Source organism: Streptomyces sp. CC53, from assembly GCF_001865245.1.
In the GTDB taxonomy this organism is placed as follows: Bacteria; Actinomycetota; Actinomycetes; order Streptomycetales; family Streptomycetaceae; genus Streptomyces.
The window spans coordinates 7,256-24,959 of record NZ_MKXB01000105.1; the positions used below are offsets into that span (position 1 = coordinate 7,256).

Annotated in this window: 14 protein-coding genes; 8 read left to right on the forward strand and 6 right to left on the reverse strand. The window is 75.1% G+C overall.

Translation table 11 applies throughout. The features are described from left to right. Positions 1 to 426: 426 nt before the first annotated feature. The 4 genes from ilvD to BJP40_RS09775 all read right to left on the reverse strand — a co-directional run bounded on the left by ilvD (position 427) and on the right by BJP40_RS09775 (position 5,005). The gene (gene ilvD / locus BJP40_RS09760; protein ID WP_071280034.1) at positions 427 to 2,280 is read right to left on the reverse strand and encodes a dihydroxy-acid dehydratase; all 1,854 of its coding nucleotides are present in this window, start codon (positions 2,278 to 2,280) and stop codon (positions 427 to 429) included. A 96-nt stretch (positions 2,281 to 2,376) separates the two neighbouring features. After that, on the reverse strand, positions 2,377 to 2,997 hold the full coding sequence (locus tag BJP40_RS09765; protein ID WP_071280035.1) for a TetR family transcriptional regulator: 621 nt from the start codon (positions 2,995 to 2,997) through the stop codon (positions 2,377 to 2,379). Continuing rightward, complete coding sequence (locus BJP40_RS09770) at positions 2,994 to 3,833, reverse strand: sugar phosphate isomerase/epimerase (protein ID WP_226962519.1); 840 nt, start codon at positions 3,831 to 3,833, stop codon at positions 2,994 to 2,996. The genes BJP40_RS09765 and BJP40_RS09770 overlap by 4 nt, the downstream gene beginning before the upstream one ends. Before the next feature lie 242 nt (positions 3,834 to 4,075). After that, positions 4,076 to 5,005: a Ppx/GppA phosphatase family protein gene (locus tag BJP40_RS09775; RefSeq protein ID WP_071280036.1), complete on the reverse strand. Its 930-nt coding sequence runs from the start codon at positions 5,003 to 5,005 to the stop codon at positions 4,076 to 4,078. A 163-nt stretch (positions 5,006 to 5,168) separates the two neighbouring features. Here BJP40_RS09775 and BJP40_RS09780 point away from each other — a divergent pair, with 163 nt between their 5' ends. Then, the gene (locus BJP40_RS09780) at positions 5,169 to 5,990 is read left to right on the forward strand and encodes a hypothetical protein (RefSeq protein WP_175500098.1); all 822 of its coding nucleotides are present in this window, start codon (positions 5,169 to 5,171) and stop codon (positions 5,988 to 5,990) included. A gap of 123 nt (positions 5,991 to 6,113) precedes the next feature. Here BJP40_RS09780 and BJP40_RS09785 read toward each other — a convergent pair whose 3' ends face one another. Then, positions 6,114 to 7,988: a hypothetical protein gene (locus tag BJP40_RS09785; RefSeq protein ID WP_226962520.1), complete on the reverse strand. Its 1,875-nt coding sequence runs from the start codon at positions 7,986 to 7,988 to the stop codon at positions 6,114 to 6,116. Positions 7,989 to 8,114: 126 nt separating this feature from the next. On the opposite strand from BJP40_RS09785, the gene radA reads away from it, so the two are divergent. Then, complete coding sequence (gene radA, locus BJP40_RS09790; RefSeq protein ID WP_071275115.1) at positions 8,115 to 9,521, forward strand: DNA repair protein RadA; 1,407 nt, start codon at positions 8,115 to 8,117, stop codon at positions 9,519 to 9,521. Between the two features lie 296 nt (positions 9,522 to 9,817). Further along, positions 9,818 to 10,942 (forward strand): DNA integrity scanning diadenylate cyclase DisA, encoded by a 1,125-nt coding sequence (gene disA, locus BJP40_RS09795; protein WP_071275118.1) that lies wholly within the window; start codon positions 9,818 to 9,820, stop codon positions 10,940 to 10,942. A gap of 261 nt (positions 10,943 to 11,203) precedes the next feature. Here the strand turns inward: disA and BJP40_RS09800 are convergent, their stop codons facing one another. Beyond that, the gene (locus BJP40_RS09800) at positions 11,204 to 12,034 is read right to left on the reverse strand and encodes a hypothetical protein (protein WP_079171051.1); all 831 of its coding nucleotides are present in this window, start codon (positions 12,032 to 12,034) and stop codon (positions 11,204 to 11,206) included. A gap of 156 nt (positions 12,035 to 12,190) precedes the next feature. Between BJP40_RS09800 and BJP40_RS36255 the strand changes: the two genes are divergently transcribed. The 5 genes from BJP40_RS36255 to cseB all read left to right on the forward strand — a co-directional run bounded on the left by BJP40_RS36255 (position 12,191) and on the right by cseB (position 17,471). Then, positions 12,191 to 13,192 carry a phosphatase PAP2 family protein gene (locus tag BJP40_RS36255; protein ID WP_071280039.1) on the forward strand — a complete coding sequence of 334 codons (1,002 nt, stop codon included), beginning with the start codon at positions 12,191 to 12,193 and terminating at the stop codon, positions 13,190 to 13,192. Positions 13,193 to 13,496: 304 nt separating this feature from the next. Continuing rightward, entirely contained in the window at positions 13,497 to 14,567 is a 1,071-nt protein-coding gene (locus tag BJP40_RS09810) for an A/G-specific adenine glycosylase (RefSeq protein WP_226962521.1), read from the forward strand. Positions 14,568 to 14,804: 237 nt separating this feature from the next. After that, positions 14,805 to 15,602 carry a SigE family RNA polymerase sigma factor gene (locus BJP40_RS34145; RefSeq protein ID WP_071280040.1) on the forward strand — a complete coding sequence of 266 codons (798 nt, stop codon included), beginning with the start codon at positions 14,805 to 14,807 and terminating at the stop codon, positions 15,600 to 15,602. 272 nt (positions 15,603 to 15,874) lie between these two features. Beyond that, on the forward strand, positions 15,875 to 16,516 hold the full coding sequence (locus BJP40_RS09820; RefSeq protein ID WP_079171054.1) for a hypothetical protein: 642 nt from the start codon (positions 15,875 to 15,877) through the stop codon (positions 16,514 to 16,516). A gap of 244 nt (positions 16,517 to 16,760) precedes the next feature. After that, positions 16,761 to 17,471, forward strand: coding sequence for a two-component system response regulator CseB (cseB, locus tag BJP40_RS09825; RefSeq protein ID WP_071280041.1), 711 nt, complete (start codon positions 16,761 to 16,763; stop codon positions 17,469 to 17,471). Positions 17,472 to 17,704: the final 233 nt, after the last annotated feature.

Consider the following 17,704-nt stretch of genomic DNA (forward strand, 5'->3'; position numbering starts at 1 on the left):
CCCACCGCAGACCGACCCACAGGCCCAGCACCGCAGACTCACCGCGACCGACCCGCAGACCGACCCGCAGGCCTACCGCCGCAGGGACCAGACGCCCCGATCACGTGCCGCCGCACGCGCCGGGCGACCCGTGGTGGGCCGCCGGTGGCGCGAACTGCCCGGCGGGGGTGCCGTGTCCATCCCACGTTCGACGAGGCGGTACCCCGCGGGACCGGTGTGGCCGTCACCCTCGGCGCCCCGTTCGCGCCCGGGGGCGAGACACCGAGGCCCTGCCAGGCGGCGCGGGGCAGGTCAGGCACCGGGGGCCACGGGTTCCGCGCACGTCCCACCCGCCGTGGCCGCACGCGGACCGACCCGGCACGGGGAGCCGTGCCGGGTCGGTCGTGTGCAGGAGCGCGCGGGGCGCGCGGCGGAGGGCCCTGGGCGTCAGCCGAGCTTCGTGACGTCCCTGACCGCGCCCTTGTCGGCGCTGGTGGCCATCGCCGCGTAGGCGCGCAGGGCAGCCGACACCTTGCGGTCCCGGTCCTTCGGGGCGTACGCCCCGCCCAGGGCCCCGCGCCGGGCGGCCAGCGTGGCGTCGTCGACGAGGAGCTCGATGGAGCGGTTCGGGATGTCGATGCGGATGCGGTCGCCGTCCTCGACGAGCGCGATGGTGCCGCCGGACGCGGCCTCCGGTGACGCGTGGCCGATGGACAGGCCCGACGTACCGCCCGAGAAGCGGCCGTCGGTGATCAGCGCACAGGTCTTGCCCAGGCCGCGGCCCTTGAGGAACGACGTCGGGTAGAGCATCTCCTGCATGCCGGGGCCGCCGCGCGGGCCCTCGTAGCGGATGACGACGACATCGCCGTGCGTGATCTGCTTGTTGAGGATCTTCTCGACGGCCTCGTCCTGCGATTCGCAGACGACCGCGGGGCCCTCGAAGGTCCAGATGGACTCGTCGACCCCGGCGGTCTTCACGACGCAGCCGTCCACGGCGAGGTTGCCCCTGAGGACCGCCAGGCCGCCGTCCTTGGAGTAGGCGTGCTCGGCGGAGCGGATGCAGCCGGACTGGGCGTCGTCGTCGAGGGTCTGCCACCGCTCGGACTGCGAGAACGCCTCCGCGGAGCGCTTGCAGCCCGGAGCGGCGTGCCACAGCTCGACGGCCTCGGCGCTCGGCGATCCGCCGCGCACGTCCCAGGTCTTCAGCCAGTCGGCCAGCGACGGGCTGTGCACCGCGTGCACGTCCTCGTTCAGCAGCCCGGCGCGGTGCAGCTCGCCCAGCAGGGCGGGGATGCCGCCGGCCCGGTGCACGTCCTCCATGTAGTACGTGCGGTCCTTGGCGACGTTCGGCGCCACCTTCGCCAAGCAGGGCACGCGGCGCGAGACGGCGTCGATCTCCTCCAGGCCGAAGGGGACGCCGGCCTCCTGGGCGGCGGCCAGCAGGTGGAGGATCGTGTTCGTCGAGCCGCCCATGGCGATGTCGAGGGCCATGGCGTTCTCGAAGGCGGCGAAGGTCGCGATGTTCCGCGGCAGGACGGACGCGTCCTCCTGCTCGTAGTAGCGCCTGGTCAGCTCCACCACGGTGCGGCCGGCCTCCTCGTAGAGGGCGCGGCGGGCGGTGTGGGTGGCGAGGACCGAGCCGTTGCCGGGCAGGGAGAGGCCGATGGCCTCCGTCAGGCAGTTCATCGAGTTGGCGGTGAACATGCCGGAGCAGGAGCCGCAGGTCGGGCAGGCGTTCTCCTCGATGCGGCGGATGTCCTCGTCGGACACCTTGTCGTTGACGGCCTCGGCGATGGCGTCGACCAGGTCGAGGGTGCGGACGCTGCCGTCGACGAGGGTGGCGCGGCCGGACTCCATGGGACCGCCGGAGACGAACACGGTCGGGATGTCGAGGCGCAGGGCGGCCATCAGCATGCCCGGGGTGATCTTGTCGCAGTTGGAGATGCAGATCAGGGCGTCGGCGCAGTGCGCCTCGACCATGTACTCGACGGAGTCGGCGATCAGGTCGCGGGACGGCAGGGAGTACAGCATGCCGCCGTGGCCCATGGCGATGCCGTCGTCGACGGCGATGGTGTTGAACTCGCGCGGGATGCCGCCGGCGGCCCTGACGGCGTCGCTGACGATCCGGCCGACGGGCTGCAGGTGGGTGTGTCCGGGCACGAACTCGGTGAAGGAGTTGGCGACGGCGATGACCGGCTTGCGGCCGATGTCCTCGCCCGGTACCCCGGAGGCACGCATAAGGGCGCGGGCACCCGCCATGTTGCGGCCGTGGGTGACAGTGCGGGACCTCAGCTCGGGCATCGTCGCTCGCTCCTCGACAGAGACTTCCTGATTCCTACGAGCCTACGCCGCCACTCCAAGATCTGGACATTCCGTCCACATGGCGGGACGCGCCGCTCACTCCTCGGTGAGGTACCGCTGCAGGGTGGGCGCCACCACGGCCACGATGTCCTCCGGGTCCGCCGACGCCAGCGGCTCCACCTGTACCACGTACCGCAGGATCGCGATGCCGACCATGTGGGACGCGGCCAGCTCCGCGCGGAACTGCGGGTCCGGCACGGACAGGTCGGCGGCGACCCGCTCCAGGACGCGGCGCAGGACGAACCCGCGCAGCACCGCGGCGGCGGCATCGTGGGTGAGCGCCGAGCGGACCACCGCGAGCAGCGGGGTCCTGGTCGCCGGGTCCTCCCACACCCCGATGAAGGAGCGGGCCAGCCGCTCCCCCACGCCTTCGGTGCCGTGCTCCCCGATGAGGGCGGGGATCACGAGGGCGGACTCGAAGGACACCTCGACGGCGGCGGCGAAGACCTCGTCCTTCGTACCGAAGTAGTGGTGGACGAGGGCCGGGTCGACGCCCGCGGCCTTGGCGATGCCGCGGACGGACGTCTTGTCGTAGCCGCGCCGGGCGAACTCGGCGCGGGCCGCCTCCAGGATCCGCTCGCGGGCGCCCGGCCCCTCCGCCCGGTCCGCGGCGGGCGGTCTGCCGCGCCCCCTGCGCGGCCGCGGTGCGCCGGTCACGGGACGCGGGCGGCCGCCGCCAGGTGCTGCCGCGTGAAGGCGAGGGCTTCGGCGAGGTCGGCTTCCCGTTCGGCGGCGGACATGGCGCGGCGGGTGTTGACCTCGATCACCACGTGCCCGTCGAAGCCGGTGCGGGCCAGGTGCCGGAGCAGCTCGGCGCACGGCTGGCTGCCGCGCCCCGGCACCAGGTGCTCGTCCTTGCCGGAGCCGCGTCCGTCGGCGAGGTGGACGTGGCCGAGCCGGTCACCCATGCGGGACGCCATGTCGAGGGCGTCGGAGCGGGCGGTGGCGGTGTGGGACAGGTCGATCGTGAAGTGGCGGTAGTCGTCCTTGGTGACGTCCCACTCGGGGGCGTACGCGAGCATCTCGCGGTCGCGGTAGCGCCAGGGGTACATGTTCTCGACGGCGAACCGCACGTCCGTCTCGTCCGCCATCCGCCAGATGCCGGTGACGAAGTCACGGGCGTACTGGCGCTGCCAGCGGAACGGCGGGTGCACGACCACGGTCGACGCGCCGAGCTTCTCGGCCGCCGCCTGCGCGCGCTGGAGCTTCACCCACGGGTCGGTCGACCACACCCGCTGGGTGATCAGCAGGCAGGGGGCGTGCACGGCGAGGACGGGCACCTGGTGGTAGTCCGAGAGCCGGCGCAGCGCCTCCAGGTCCTGGCTGACGGGGTCCGTCCACACCATGATCTCGACGCCGTCGTAGCCGAGCCGGGCGGCGACCTCGAACGCGGTGGCCGTCGACTCCGGGTAGACGGACGCGGTGGACAGGGCCACCTTGACGTCGGTCCGCGGCAGCCTGTCCGCCGACGGCGACGGCAGGGCCCTCGGCACGCCGCCCGCCACGGTCCCGGGCGCTCCGCCCGGCCGGGCGCCCGCCCCGCCGTCGGCAGCCCGGCCCGGGGCGGACCGCGCTGCGGACTCCGGCACGGGCACCGTCGCAGCGCCGGGTGCGGCACCCCGTACGGGCCTCCGCGAGGAGCCGTGTGCGGCGCCCGGCACGGGTTCCGCCGCCGATTCCGACGCTGATTCCGACGCTCGTTCTGCCACGAGGGACAGCGTACGGGCCGGAAACGTCACTCGGGGAGGTGGTCGAGGCGCCGCAGGATGACGCCCTCGCGCAGTGCCCAGGGACAGATCTCCACCTCGGCGACCCCGAACAGGTCCATCGCTCCTTCCGCCACCAGCGCCCCGGCCAGCAGCTGCCGGGCCCGGCCCGCCGACACGCCGGGCAGGGCGCAGCGCTGCTCGACGGTCATGGCGGAGAGCTTGGACACCCATCCTTCCAGTGACGCGCGGCTCAGCACGCGCTGCACGTACTGCCCCTCGCCGGAGCCCGGGGCGCCCGCCATCCGCGCGAGCTGCTTGAAGGTCTTGGACGTGGCGACGACGTGGTCCGGCTTCCCGAAGCGGGCGAACTCGCCGACCGTCCGCGCTATCTGGGCCCGCACGTGGCGGCGCAGCGCCTTCACGTCGGCCGGGTCCGGCGGGTCGCCGGGCAGCCAGCCGGCAGTGAGCCGTCCCGCGCCGAGCGGCAGGGAGACCGCCGCGTCGGGCTCCTCGTCGATGCCGTACGCGACCTCCAGGGAGCCGCCGCCGATGTCGAGGAGCAGCAGCTTGCCCGCCGACCAGCCGAACCAGCGGCGGGCGGCGAGGAAGGTCAGCCGGGCCTCCTCCTCGCCGGTGAGGACGGTGAGGTCGACACCGGTCTGCTCCTTGACCGTCCGCAGGACGGCGTCGGCGTTGGAGGCGTCGCGGACGGCGGAGGTCGCGAACGGCAGGACCTCCTCGCAGCCCTTCTCCTCGGCGGTGTGCACGGCGTCCCCGACGATCGTGACGAGCCGCTCGATGCCGTGCGCGCTGACGGCGCCGTCCGCGTCGAGCAGTTCGGCGAGGCGCAGTTCGGCCTTGTGCGAGTGCGCGGGCAGGGGGCGCGCGCCGGGGTGCGCGTCCATGACCAGCAGGTGCACCGTGTTCGAACCGACGTCGAGGACTCCGAGTCTCATGGCTGAACGCTAACCGTTCGGCCCGGCCGGGCGGGACGCGGCACGGACGGGGCACGGATGCGGACCGGCGACCGGACCGCCGCCCTCCGCCCGGCGCCGCCCCGCCGGACACGGCGGGCGAGCGGCGCCCCGGACGGGGTCGTGCTCCGCATACGCTGGACGTGTGCCGAAGACGAAGAAGGCCGGTCCCGGCGGGGCCGGAACGGGCAAGAAGCGCGACAAGGCCGCCGGGGCCTCCGACGAGAAGGGCCTGGACTTCCCCCGGGCCTGGGTGGAGTTCCCGGACCCCGCGGACGAGGACCAGGTCTTCCGCTGTGACCTGACGTGGCTGACGTCCCGGTGGACGTGCGTCTTCGGCAGCGGCTGCCAGGGCATCCAGGCGGGCCGCGCCGACGACGGGTGCTGCACCCTCGGCGCACACTTCTCCGACGAGGACGACGAGAAGCGGGTCGCCACGCACGTGGCGCGGCTCACTCCGGACCTGTGGCAGTTCCACGACGAGGGCACGGCGGCCGGCGGCTGGGTGCAGCTCGACGAGGACGGCGACCGGCAGACCCGGCGCTGGAAGGGCTCGTGCATCTTCCAGAACCGCCCCGGTTTCGCGGGCGGCGCCGGATGCGCCCTGCACATCCTGGCGCTGCGCGAGGGCCGGGAACCGCTGGAGACCAAGCCGGACGTCTGTTGGCAGCTGCCGGTGCGCCGGACGTACGACTGGGTGGAGCGGCCGGACGACACGAAGGTCCTCCAGGTGTCGATCGGCGAGTACGACCGCAGGGGCTGGGGGCCGGGCGGCCACGACCTGCACTGGTGGTGCACGTCGGCGACGTCCGCCCACGGGGCGGGCGAGCCTGTGTACGTGACGTACCGGCCGGAGCTGACGGAGCTGATGGGCGAGGCGGCGTACGGGGTGCTGGTGGAGCTGTGCGAGGCGCGGCTCGCCTCGCAGCTGCCGCTGGTGGCCCCGCACCCGGCGGACCCGGTCTGACCCGGCCGGCCCTGGGGCCGGCTCCGCGGCCCCGCCTGTGCGGGACACCGCCCGCCACGCACCACCGCTTCCCCGCACGCCACCGCTCGCGGCCCCGGGGCCCGCATTCCGGGGCTGCGTGGGTCAGCCGGCGGCGGGTGCGGGCGTCGCGGACGCGTCGTCGGCCGGCGGTGCCGGCTCGGGGGGCGGGTCGTCGGCCGGCGGCGGGTCGGTCTGCTGCGGCGGCTGCGTCGACGGGGGTGGCGGGGTCGACGGAGGCGGGGTCGTCTCGGGAGGCGTCGAGGGCGGCGGCGTGGACGCCGGGGGCTGCGACGGGTCCGGGTCGTCCGTGCGACCGGGGCCGCCGGGGGACGGCGTCGACGGGCGGCCCGGCTTCGCGGTGCCGCCCGGGGGCTGCTGGACCGGTGGCCGCTTGGGGCCGTGGCCGTCGATGCCGATGACCGCGCCCGACGGGTTGACGCCGACCCGGGCGCTCCACGCACCGCGCGGCTGCCGCGACTGGTCGACCGAGATGTACACCGTCTGCGACGCGCCGGGCTGCAGCGTGCCCGAGGTGCGGCTGGCGAACAGCCAGGGCGCGTCCGTCCACAGGGACCACTCGACGGGCGCACCGCCCGAGGCGGTGAGCGTGAGCTTCGTCGTGTCGCCGTGGGAGCGGGCGGAGACCGCGATCCGGCCGGGGCCCGCGGTGCCCGCGGCCGTCCCGGGGCTGATGACCTCCACCGTCACGTCGGGCGCCTGGCTCGGCGTGCGGAAGGGCGGTGCGCCGCCGGTGCGGGCGTTGCCGGCGTTCTCGTAGGGGCGGCGGCCGGAGCGGCCGGTCGCCTCGGCGGCGTTGTCGTCCTCGTCGGCCGCGCTGACCGCACGGTCGTCGAACACGCTGCCGGTGGCCGCCTGGTCGCCGCGGTACGCCGCCCACAGCGCGAGGACGGGGGCCGCGATGACGGTGGCCACGACCGTGGTGGTGACGGCCCGGGCCCGCATCCGGTCGCGGCGGGCCGCGTGGTCCTTGGGGTCCAGGGGGAAGCCGTCCCGGCCGAACCGGGGTCCGGCGGTGCGGGCGCGGGGTGCGGCCGCCATCGCGATGTGCGCCGCCGCCCTGGGCGCCTCGACCAGCGGCAGCGTCGCCGGGGTCACCGTGGAGCCGGGCCAGGGCCCGGCGGCCTCGGCCCGCTCGGCGACGCGCCGGCAGGCGGGGCAGTCGTCGACGTGCCGGACGAGTTCCCGGCGCAGCGCCGCCGACAGCAGCATGCGGCGGTCCCCGGCGAGCCGGGCCACGGCGGCGCAGGACCCCGTCTCGACGACGGCGAGCGCGGCGCGGGTGCGCTCCACCTCGCAGGCCGCGGCGGACAGCAGCTCCCGCGCGGCCTGCGGGGCCAGACCCAGCACGGCGGCGACCTCGGCGGTGCCCAACTGGTGGCGGACCGCCAGTTCCAGGGCCTCGCGCTGCTCAGGTGTGGTGCCGGCCGCCTCCGGCCAGGCCAGCAGGGCGAGCTCCCGGCGGTGTTCTTCGCACGGCTCGTCGCCGCGGGCGGCCGGGCCGGACTGCGCGCCGGGCGCGCGGGGCTCGCTCCGGGGGCCCGCAGTCGGCGTGCGGCCCGCCGCGCGCCCGGCGTGCGCTCCCTGCCGCCGGCGCCGCTGCTCGGTGAGCTCCCGCAGGCATGCCCAGCGCGCCAGGGCGTAGAGCCACGCCCGGCGCCCGGACTCGTCGTCGGGGCACCGCCCGTACTGGCGCTCCGCGACCGCGAGGACGTCGCCCAGGACGGCGGTCGCCGCGGTGTGGTCGCAGAGCACCGACAGGCAGTAGGTGAACAGGCCGTCGAGGTAGGGCTCGTAGCGGGCGGGCGGGCTCTGCGCGAGCGTACGGGACCCGCTCCGGGGCGCACGGCGCTGCGCCCGGTGTGCGCCGGTGGTGTAGGTAGGGGGTTCCAGCCTGCTGCTCGTCACCCGGCGACCGTAGGCGGCGCGAGGCACACGCTTCGTACCCCTTCCGCACATTTAAGCCTTACGGGTGAACGCGTCCCTCGAAAGAGGGCAGCTGCCTTTGCCTCCGCCTCCGGTGCGGCGCTATAGGGGCCCGCCGGCGGGACCGGGATGTCAGTCGGCCCCGCTACGGTGTGGCGCATGGCTGCCCGTACGAAATCGTCGAAGGACCGGCCGTCGTTCCGCTGCACCGAGTGCGGCTGGACGACGGTCAAGTGGCTCGGCCGCTGTCCCGAGTGCCAGGCGTGGGGGACGGTGGAGGAGTACGGGACGCCCGCCGTCCGCACCACCGCGGCCGGCCGGGTGTCGGCCGCCGCGCTGCCCATCGCCCAGGTGGACGGGCGGCAGGCGACGGCCCGGTCGACGGGGGTCGACGAGCTGGACCGGGTGCTCGGCGGGGGCCTCGTGCCGGGCGCTGTGGTGCTGCTGGCGGGCGAGCCGGGCGTGGGCAAGTCGACGCTGCTGCTGGACGTGGCGGCGAAGGCGGCGAGCGAGGACCACCCCACCCTGTACGTGACGGGTGAGGAGTCGGCGAGCCAGGTCCGGCTGCGGGCCGACCGCATCGGTGCGCTGCACGACCACCTGTACCTCGCGGCCGAGACGGACCTGTCGGCGGTGCTGGGGCACCTGGACGCGGTGAAGCCGTCGTTGCTGGTCATGGACTCGGTGCAGACGGTGGCGTCGCCGGAGATCGACGGGGCGCCGGGCGGCATGGCGCAGGTGCGGGAGGTGGCGGGTGCCCTGATCCGCGCGTCCAAGGAACGCGGCATGGCCACGCTTCTCGTGGGCCATGTCACGAAGGACGGCGCGATCGCGGGGCCGCGGCTGCTGGAGCACCTGGTGGACGTGGTGCTGCACTTCGAGGGTGACCGGCACGCGCGGCTGCGGCTGGTGCGGGGCGTGAAGAACCGGTACGGGGCGACGGACGAGGTCGGCTGCTTCGAGCTGCACGACGAGGGGATCACGGGGCTCGCCGACCCGAGCGGGCTGTTCCTGACCCGGCGCGCCGAGCCGGTTCCGGGAACCTGCCTGACGGTGACGCTGGAGGGGCGGCGTCCGCTGGTCGCGGAGGTGCAGGCGCTGACGGTGGACTCGCAGATCCCCTCGCCGCGGCGGACGACGTCGGGCTTGGAGACGTCCCGCGTGTCGATGATGCTGGCGGTGCTGGAGCAGCGGGGGCGGATCAGCGCGCTGGGCAAGCGGGACATCTACAGCGCGACGGTCGGCGGGGTGAAGCTGTCCGAACCGGCGGCGGACCTGGCGGTCGCGCTGGCGCTGGCCTCGGCCGCGTCCGACACCCCCCTGCCGAAGAACCTCGTGGCGATCGGCGAGGTGGGCCTCGCGGGGGAGGTCCGGCGGGTCACGGGCGTGCAGCGGCGGCTCGCGGAGGCGGCGCGGCTCGGCTTCACGCACGCGCTGGTCCCGGGCGACCCGGGGAAGGTCCCGCCCGGCATGCGGGTGCAGGAGGTCGCGGACGTCGGCGAGGCCCTGCGGGTGCTGCCGCGGTCCCGCAGGGCGGCACGGGAGGAGCCGGTCCGGGCGGACTGACCGGCGTCCGCCGAAGCGGACGGCAGGCGGACCGCGGCGCTGACGGGGCGGGCACCGGGCGGCTGACGGGGGCGGACACGAAGCGGGCTGACGGACACCGGCGTGGCCCCAGACCTCGGGGGCTGACGGGCACTGACCGGCGCGGGCAGCGGCCGGACGGTGGCGCTGAGCGGGGCGGACACCGGGCGGGGCGCCGGGCCCTGCGGGTCCGGGCCGTCGGAGCCGCATCCCCCGTGGGGGTGGGGTCGCTAGACTTTGCCCTGGTCTCGCCCATCCGTACGAGCCGGAGGAGTGCAGTGGCAGCCAACGACCGGGGATCACATCCCGGAAAGTCCGGCGGAAGCTCCGGCAACGAAGCGCTGATGCGCTCGTCCCTGAGCGCGGTCGCGCCGGGCACCGCCCTCCGGGACGGTCTGGAGCGCGTCCTGCGCGGGAACACGGGCGGGCTCATCGTCCTCGGCATGGACAAGACCGTCGAGTCGATGTGCACCGGCGGCTTCGTGCTGGACGTCGAGTTCACCGCGACCCGGCTGCGGGAGCTGTGCAAGCTGGACGGCGCCCTCATCCTGGACAAGGACAGCACCAAGATCCTCCGCGCCGGGGTGCAGCTCGTGCCGGACGCATCGATCCCGACGGAGGAGACCGGCACCCGGCACCGCACCGCCGACCGGGTGTCCAAGCAGTGCGGCTTCCCGGTGATCTCCGTGTCGCAGTCGATGCGGATCATCGCGCTGTACGTGGACGGGGAGCGGCGCGTCCTGGAGGAGTCGGCGGCGATCCTGTCCCGTGCGAACCAGGCGCTCGCCACGCTGGAGCGTTACAAGCTCCGCCTCGACGAGGTCGCTGGCACGCTGTCGGCACTGGAGATCGAGGACCTCGTGACCGTCCGGGACGTCACTGCCGTGGCGCAGCGCCTGGAGATGGTCCGCCGGATCGCCACCGAGATCGCGGAGTACGTCGTCGAGCTCGGCACCGACGGCCGCCTGCTCGCGCTCCAGCTGGACGAACTGATCGCGGGCGTCGAGCCCGAGCGGGAACTCGTCGTACGGGACTACGTGCCCGAGCCGACGGCGAAGCGGTCCCGTACCGTCAGCGAGGCCCTGACCGAACTGGACGGCCTCTCCCACCCCGAACTGCTGGACCTCGCGACCGTCGCCCGCGCCCTCGGCTACAGCGGCTCCCCGGAAACGCTGGACTCGGCGGTCTCGCCGCGCGGCTACCGGCTGCTGGCGAAGGTGCCGCGGCTCCCGGGCGCCATCATCGAGCGGCTCGTGGAGCACTTCGGCGGGCTGCAGAAGCTGCTGGCGGCGAGCGTCGACGACCTCCAGGCCGTCGACGGCGTCGGCGAGCTGCGGGCGCGCAGCGTGCGGGAGGGCCTGTCGCGGCTCGCGGAGTCGTCGATCCTGGAACGCTACGTCTGACCACCGTCCCGTCGTGAGCCTCCGGCCCTGGCCGCGGGCGCCCCTGGTGCGGCGGACCGGTTCCCGCGACGTCCCGTGGGGCGGTCCGGCCCCCGGTGGCCGCTGTGTGCCCCCGCCAACCACGTCCCCCGTGCCGGCGGCCGCGTACCCCGGCCGGCACAGCGCCGGGCGCCACCCCGGCCGGTACGGGGACCGGCCCGGCCGGGTGCTCGCGAGGCACGGCCGCAGCGGTGCTCGGCTCGCTGCCGGGAACCGGGAAGCTCAGTCCTTGGCCAGGGTGATCGACGCGCGCAGGACCTTCTGGCCCGGCGCCGCGGCCTCCACCAGGTATGTGCCGGGTGACGCCGAGCGCGTGGACGGCTTGTCGCACTGCTCGGTGCTGTACCGGCGGTCCCATGCGACGGTGTGCGTCACGGTGCCGCCCGCGGGGACGGACAGCCACGCGGTGCGGGGACCGCGCGGGCACTGCTTCGACGACCAGACCTCGTCGTCCGCGTCATCACTGACGGTCAGCACGACGGCGAGCGGACCGAGATCGGCCTTGCAGGTCGCCGCGGAGGTGTTCTTCGCCGTGATCCGGAACTCGGGCTTCTCATCCGGCCCGTACGACACCTTGGCGCTGCTCAGCGCCAATTCCAGCGCAGCGGGTGCGCAGTTGGGGAGCGGTGAGCCCGCGGCGACGCGTCGGCCCGAGTCCCCGCCGGTGCCGGAGCTCGTGCCCGCCGAGGAACCGTCTTGGGAACCGGAACCGGAACCGGAACCGGCCGAGCCACCGGTGCCCTCGCCGCCTCCCGTGCCCGCGCCGGACGACGTGCCCGTACCGCCGCCGCCCGTCTCCTCCCCGGGGGACTCGTCGCGGCCGCCGGGGCGGCTGGTGATCGCGGAACCCGACGGCGTGGGGCCGGGCGTGATGGAGGGCGCCGGGGACGAGGCCCCGGCACCGGCGCTGCCGTTCGGTGGTCCGTCGTCGCCGGAGCCGACGAACCACAGGACCAACGCCACGAGGAGCACGACCAAGCCGGCCGCGACTGCCCTCCGTCGCCAGTAGATGGAGGAGGGAAGCGGCCCGACCGGATTGCGCAGAGATCCCACGCGGAAACTCTACGAGAGTCCGCGCCCAACTCCCGCCCCACTCGCCGCTCCTGCGCCGACTTCTGCCGATCATCACATCGGATTCCGGCTGTGCGGCAGGGGCGTTGACCGACGTGGTGAGCCCGGGCCCGCGACGGGCATGTACCGTCCGTAGCCATGAGTCAGGACCTGTACCGCGCCATCACCGACTTCGCTCATGGCACACCCGCCTGGGTGCACACGTTCACCGAGATCGGCACCGACGCCGGGCTGTTCGTCTTCCTCGTGTTGTGCGTGGTCGCCTGGTGGCGGGCCCGCCCGGCGGGCACCCGCGCCATGTCGCTGGCCGCGCTCGCCCCGGTGGCGACGGCCTTCGGGTACGTGGTGAGCGAGACGCTGAAGACGTTCGTGCAGGAGGAACGGCCCTGTCGGGCGGTGGTGGGCGCCGCCGCCTCCATCGCCGAGTGCCCGGCGTACGGGGACTGGTCGTTCCCGAGCAACCACTCGGCCATCGCGGGCGCGTTCGCGATGGCGCTGGTGCTGGCCTGGCGGCGCACCACGTGGTTCGTGGTGCCGCTGGCCGTGCTGATGGCGTTCTCGCGGGTGTTCGTCGGCGTGCACTACCCGCACGACGTGGCTGCGGGCCTCATCGTGGGCGCGCTGGCGGTGGTCCTCTTCGTGCGGCTGCTGACGGGACCGACCGGGAAGCTGGTGGAGACCATGCGGACGAGCGGCTCGGGCGTGGCGAACTGGCTGGCCGGTCCGGGCGAGGGCGCCTCCGGCGCGGCGGCGGTCGCCTCGGGCGCGTCCACGGGCCGCCGGAAGCAAGGCACGCAGGGGCAGCACAGGGCGGTGCGCGCATCCGGCGGCGAGCACCGGGAGCAGCCTCAGCAGGAACGGCCGGAGTACCCGGCGTACCCGACGGCCGACGGTCAGCAGGAGTACCCGCAGTACCAGGAAGCTCAGACGCAGCAGCAGCCTCCCCAGTACCAGGGGGCGGGGTACGGGCAGCACCACGCGGGCGACCCGGGCCGGCAGCCGTACCGGGGACCCGAGGTGCAGCAGCAGTACCAGGGGCTTGAGGCCCAGCAGCTGTACCCGCCGTACACGGGCGACCGGACGCAGCAGCACCCGGACCACCCCGGGAACCAGGGCGGGCGGCAGCACCCGCAGTACTGAGCGTCCCGGGCCAACAGGCCCCACAGGCCCCCACAGGCCCCCACAAGACTCACGGACTCCACAGACCCCGCAGGCCCCCGACGCACCGCCCCCGCAGCATCCGCACCAGCCGGGCCCCTAAGGCCCCTAAGGCCCCTAAGGCCTTCGCCGCCGAGGCCGCAGAGGCGCCCGGCGGAAACGGGCGCGGGGACGGCGCACCGGCGCACAGGAGGCGCGGTACAGGGCGCGCAGCAGGGGCCGTACCCGAGGCGCGCGGCCGGTGCCGCGGGATAAGGGGCGCAGCTCGTGTCAGGATCGGAAGGCCATGACTGCGACCGAGACTCCTTCCGCTTCCGACGCCCCCCACTCCCCCGCGGCCGGAACCGGCACCGCCTCGCCCCGCGCGGGTGCCTCCTCCACCGGCGCGGACGCCCACGGCCCGGACACCGGTGCCGGTCCCGCCGGCACCGCCGCGGCCTGCGTGGACCCCGTGAGCGCCCCCACGGGCGCCGCCTCCCCCAGCGCCGGTCGGCTCCACGCCCCCGTCCTCGCCTGGTTCGCGCAGCACGCCCGCGACCTGCCCTGGCGCCGCCCGGAGGCCGGGGCCTGGGGCGTGATGGTGAGCGAGTTCATGCTCCAGCAGACCCCGGTCAACCGCGTCCTGCCGGTGTACGAGCAGTGGCTGGCGCGCTGGCCGCGGCCCGCCGCCCTGGCCGCGGAGCCGTCCGGCGAGGCGGTGCGCGCCTGGGGGCGGCTCGGCTACCCCCGCCGGGCGCTGCGGCTGCACGGGGCGGCCGTGGCGATAACGGAGCGGCACGGCGGTGACGTGCCGAGCGACCACGCCCAGCTGCTGGCGCTCCCCGGCATCGGGGAGTACACGGCCGCCGCGGTGGCGTCGTTCGCGTACGGGCAGCGGCACGCCGTCCTCGACACCAACGTCCGGCGGGTCTTCGCCCGCGCGGTCACCGGCGTGCAGTACCCGCCCAACGCCACCACCGCCGCCGAGCGTCGGCTCGCCCGCGCCCTGCTTCCGCAGGACGAGGCGACCGCGGCCCGCTGGGCCGCCGCCTCGATGGAGCTCGGCGCACTGGTGTGCACGGCCAGGAACGAGGACTGCGGGCGCTGCCCCCTCGCGCGGGAGTGCGCCTGGCGGCTGGCGGGGAAGCCCGCGCACGACGGCCCGCCGCGGCGCGGCCAGACGTACGCCGGGACCGACCGGCAGGTGCGGGGCAGGCTCCTCGCCGTGCTGCGGGAGGCGCACGGGCCCGTCACCCAGACCGCCCTGGACGCCGTGTGGCACGAGCCGGTGCAGCGGGCCCGTGCACTGGACGGACTGGTCGCGGACGGCCTGGTCGAACCGCTGGAGGGCGGGCTGTACCGGCTGCCCGGAAGCTGATCCCGCCCGGCCCGTCCGCACGGCGCGTACCCGCCCTGGCACAAGGCCGTTACACAACCGATGGGTAGCCGTGCGTCCGCCGACGGCTGCCCCGCACAACCCCGTGACAACAGCTCCGTAGTTTCTTGCGGTGTCAGCGAGCCGGGCCCGCAGAAAGCCCGGTTCCAGGGGACTGGCACCACGGATGCGAAGCCTGTTCGACCGACAGGCACCACGGGGAAACGGAGGCGGTTCGGGATGTCGCACGGCGAGGTGCTCGGATTCGAGGAGTACGTCCGCACCCGGCACGACGCTCTGCTGCGCAGCGCGCGGCGTCTCGTACCGGACCCGGTGGAGGCGCAGGACCTCCTGCAGACGGCGCTGGCACGGACGTACGGCCGCTGGGACGGCATAGCCGACAAGTCGCTCGCCGACGCGTACCTGCGCCGGGTCATGATCAACACCCGGACCGAGTGGTGGCGGGCCCGCAAGCTGGAGGAGGTGCCCACCGAGCAGCTGCCGGACGCGTCGGTCGACGACTCCACCGAGCAGCACGCCGACCGGGCCCTGCTGATGGACGTGCTGAAGGTGCTGGCGCCCAAGCAGCGCAGCGTGGTCGTGCTGCGGCACTGGGAGCAGATGAGCACCGAGGAGACGGCGGCCGCGCTCGGCATGTCGACCGGTACGGTGAAGAGCACGCTGCACCGGGCGCTGGCCCGGCTCCGGCAGGAGCTGGAGAGCCGGGACGTCGACGCCCGTGCCGCCCTCGGCGACCGTGCCCGCGCCGCGCAGGCACGTGAGGGCACGGCCCGGGCCCGGCAGGCGCGTGAGGAGCGTGCCGGTGAGGGCGTCGGCCGCGCCGCGCGGCAGCCGGCCGGGCCGGCTCAGGTCACCCCGGTGGCCCGCGTGGCGGAGGCCGCGGGGCGCAGTGGTCGCGTCCCGCGGCAGTTGGGCCCCGTACGGGCCCTGCCGGCGGCGCGGACCGGCCACCCGGCGGGGGTGGAGCGGACGGACGGACGTCGTGACGGACGGGAGCACGAGCGGTGGGCGGCCTGATCGGCGAACCGGGAGACGGCGGCGGCTCCGGCCCCGGCAGCGGCGAACCGGGCGGCTCAGGGCAGGGCGCCCCGGCGCCCGACGGCTCCGTACGGCACGGCGTGCGGCGGGGCAGCGGCTTCGCCACGGCCGGCCGCGAGCGGAGCGGCCCCCGGCCGGGCGGCCCCGCGGACGGCGGTCCCCGGTGGAGCGACGACGGACCGCGGTCCCCGTGGGGCGCCGCAGGCGGCGGCCCGGCTGCGGCAGCCGCGAAGGGCTGGTCCGACCGGTCCCTGCGGACCGCGGGGACGACGGCGGTGGTGGTCCTCGCCGCCGTCGGCCTGTTCGCGACGGCGGCCTGCTCCACCGGCAGCACGGGTGCCCGCGACGCGGGCCCCGCCCCGGCCGACCAGGGCGGCGGCACCTCCGTGGCACCGGACGCCGATGCCGCCTCCACCGCGTCCCCGCCCTTCCAGCGGGTCGACGCGGTCCGGCTGGTCCAGCAGGACCCGAGGGTCAGCGACCGTGTGAAGGGCGACCTCAAGCCGTGCGCCGCCGACGCGTACCCGGTCGACACCTCGTACGGCAACCTCACCAACATGGGGGCGCCCGACGTCGTCGTCAACGTGCTGACCTGCGGCGACGCGGTGGGCATCGGAACGTACGTGTACCGGAGGCAGGACGACGGCGCGTACGAGAACGTGTTCGCGCTGGAGGAGCCCGCGGTGTACTCGGCGATCGACCGCGGCGACCTCCTGGTCACCAAGCAGCGGTACGGCAAGGACGACCCCGTCGCGTACCCGTCCGGCGAGGATGTGATCACCTTCAGGTGGGCGGGGGACAAGTTCACCCAGCACGACATCGTGCGCACCGAGTACAGCAAGGCGGTCGACGGCGACCTCACCGGTCCCGTGCCGGTCCCCGCGGACGAATGAGGCGCGGGCCGGGAGGGGAAGCGGTGCCGTACCGGACCGATCCGGGAGCGGGTGGTGTAGCGGGCGCGGCGCGGCGGGAACCGGGGCCGGGCGGGGAACCGCGACGGGCCCGTCAGCGGACCCGGGCCGGCAGGCGCCGCGGCGACCGGGCGGGGAACCGCCGAGGGGCCGGGCCGCGGGCCCGGCGGCGCACCGGGGTGGCCGATGCTGGGACCGAGGCGCGGAGGAACGGGAGAAACGCGGCATGGCAGAGACTCATGTGCTGTTCGTCGAGGACGACGACGTCATCCGGGAGGCCACCCAGCTGGCCCTGGAGCGGGACGGGTTCGTGGTGACGGCGATGCCGGACGGGCTGTCCGGCCTGGAGGCGTTCCGCTCCGGCAGGCCGGACATCGCGCTGCTGGACGTCATGCTGCCCGGCATGGACGGCGTCAGCCTGTGCCGCCGGATCCGGGACGAGTCGACGGTTCCCGTGATCATGCTGTCGGCGCGCGCCGACTCGATCGACGTGGTGCTGGGTCTGGAGGCGGGCGCTGACGACTACGTCACCAAGCCCTTCGACGGCGCGGTGCTCATGGCCCGCATCCGGGCGGTGCTGCGGCGCTTCGGCCACGCGGGCGGCGCGCCCGGCGTCGACGGAGCGGACCCGTCAGGCCGCCGGCAGGACGGGGGCCTGATCGTCTTCGGCGATCTGGAGGTCGACACGGAGGGCATGGAGGTCCGCAGGTCCGGCGCCCCCGTGGCACTGACCCCGACGGAGATGCGGCTGCTGCTGGAGTTCTCCTCCGCGCCGGGGACGGTGCTGTCGCGGGACAAGCTGCTGGAACGGGTGTGGGACTACGGGTGGGGCGGTGACACACGGGTCGTGGACGTCCACGTGCAGCGGCTGCGCGCGAAGATCGGCCAGGAGCGGATCGAGACGGTCCGGGGCTTCGGCTACAAGCTCCGGCCCTGACCCGACGGCCGCGCGCCGCCACCGGAACCTGCCAGAAGGGCCGGGTCTCGGCCGTGGCCCCGACCTGCGGGCGGGCGGTGCGGCAGTGTCACCGGCTCCCCGGCGGCGCGGGGCCGGTCCCCTGCGGCGGCCCCGGACCTCCCGCGGCGGGCCCCGCGCCACGGCCGGCTTCCCGCCGGGCGCTGTCCCCGCCTCAGGCCGAGGCCAGGTCCCGGCCGCACTCCACGTCCCGC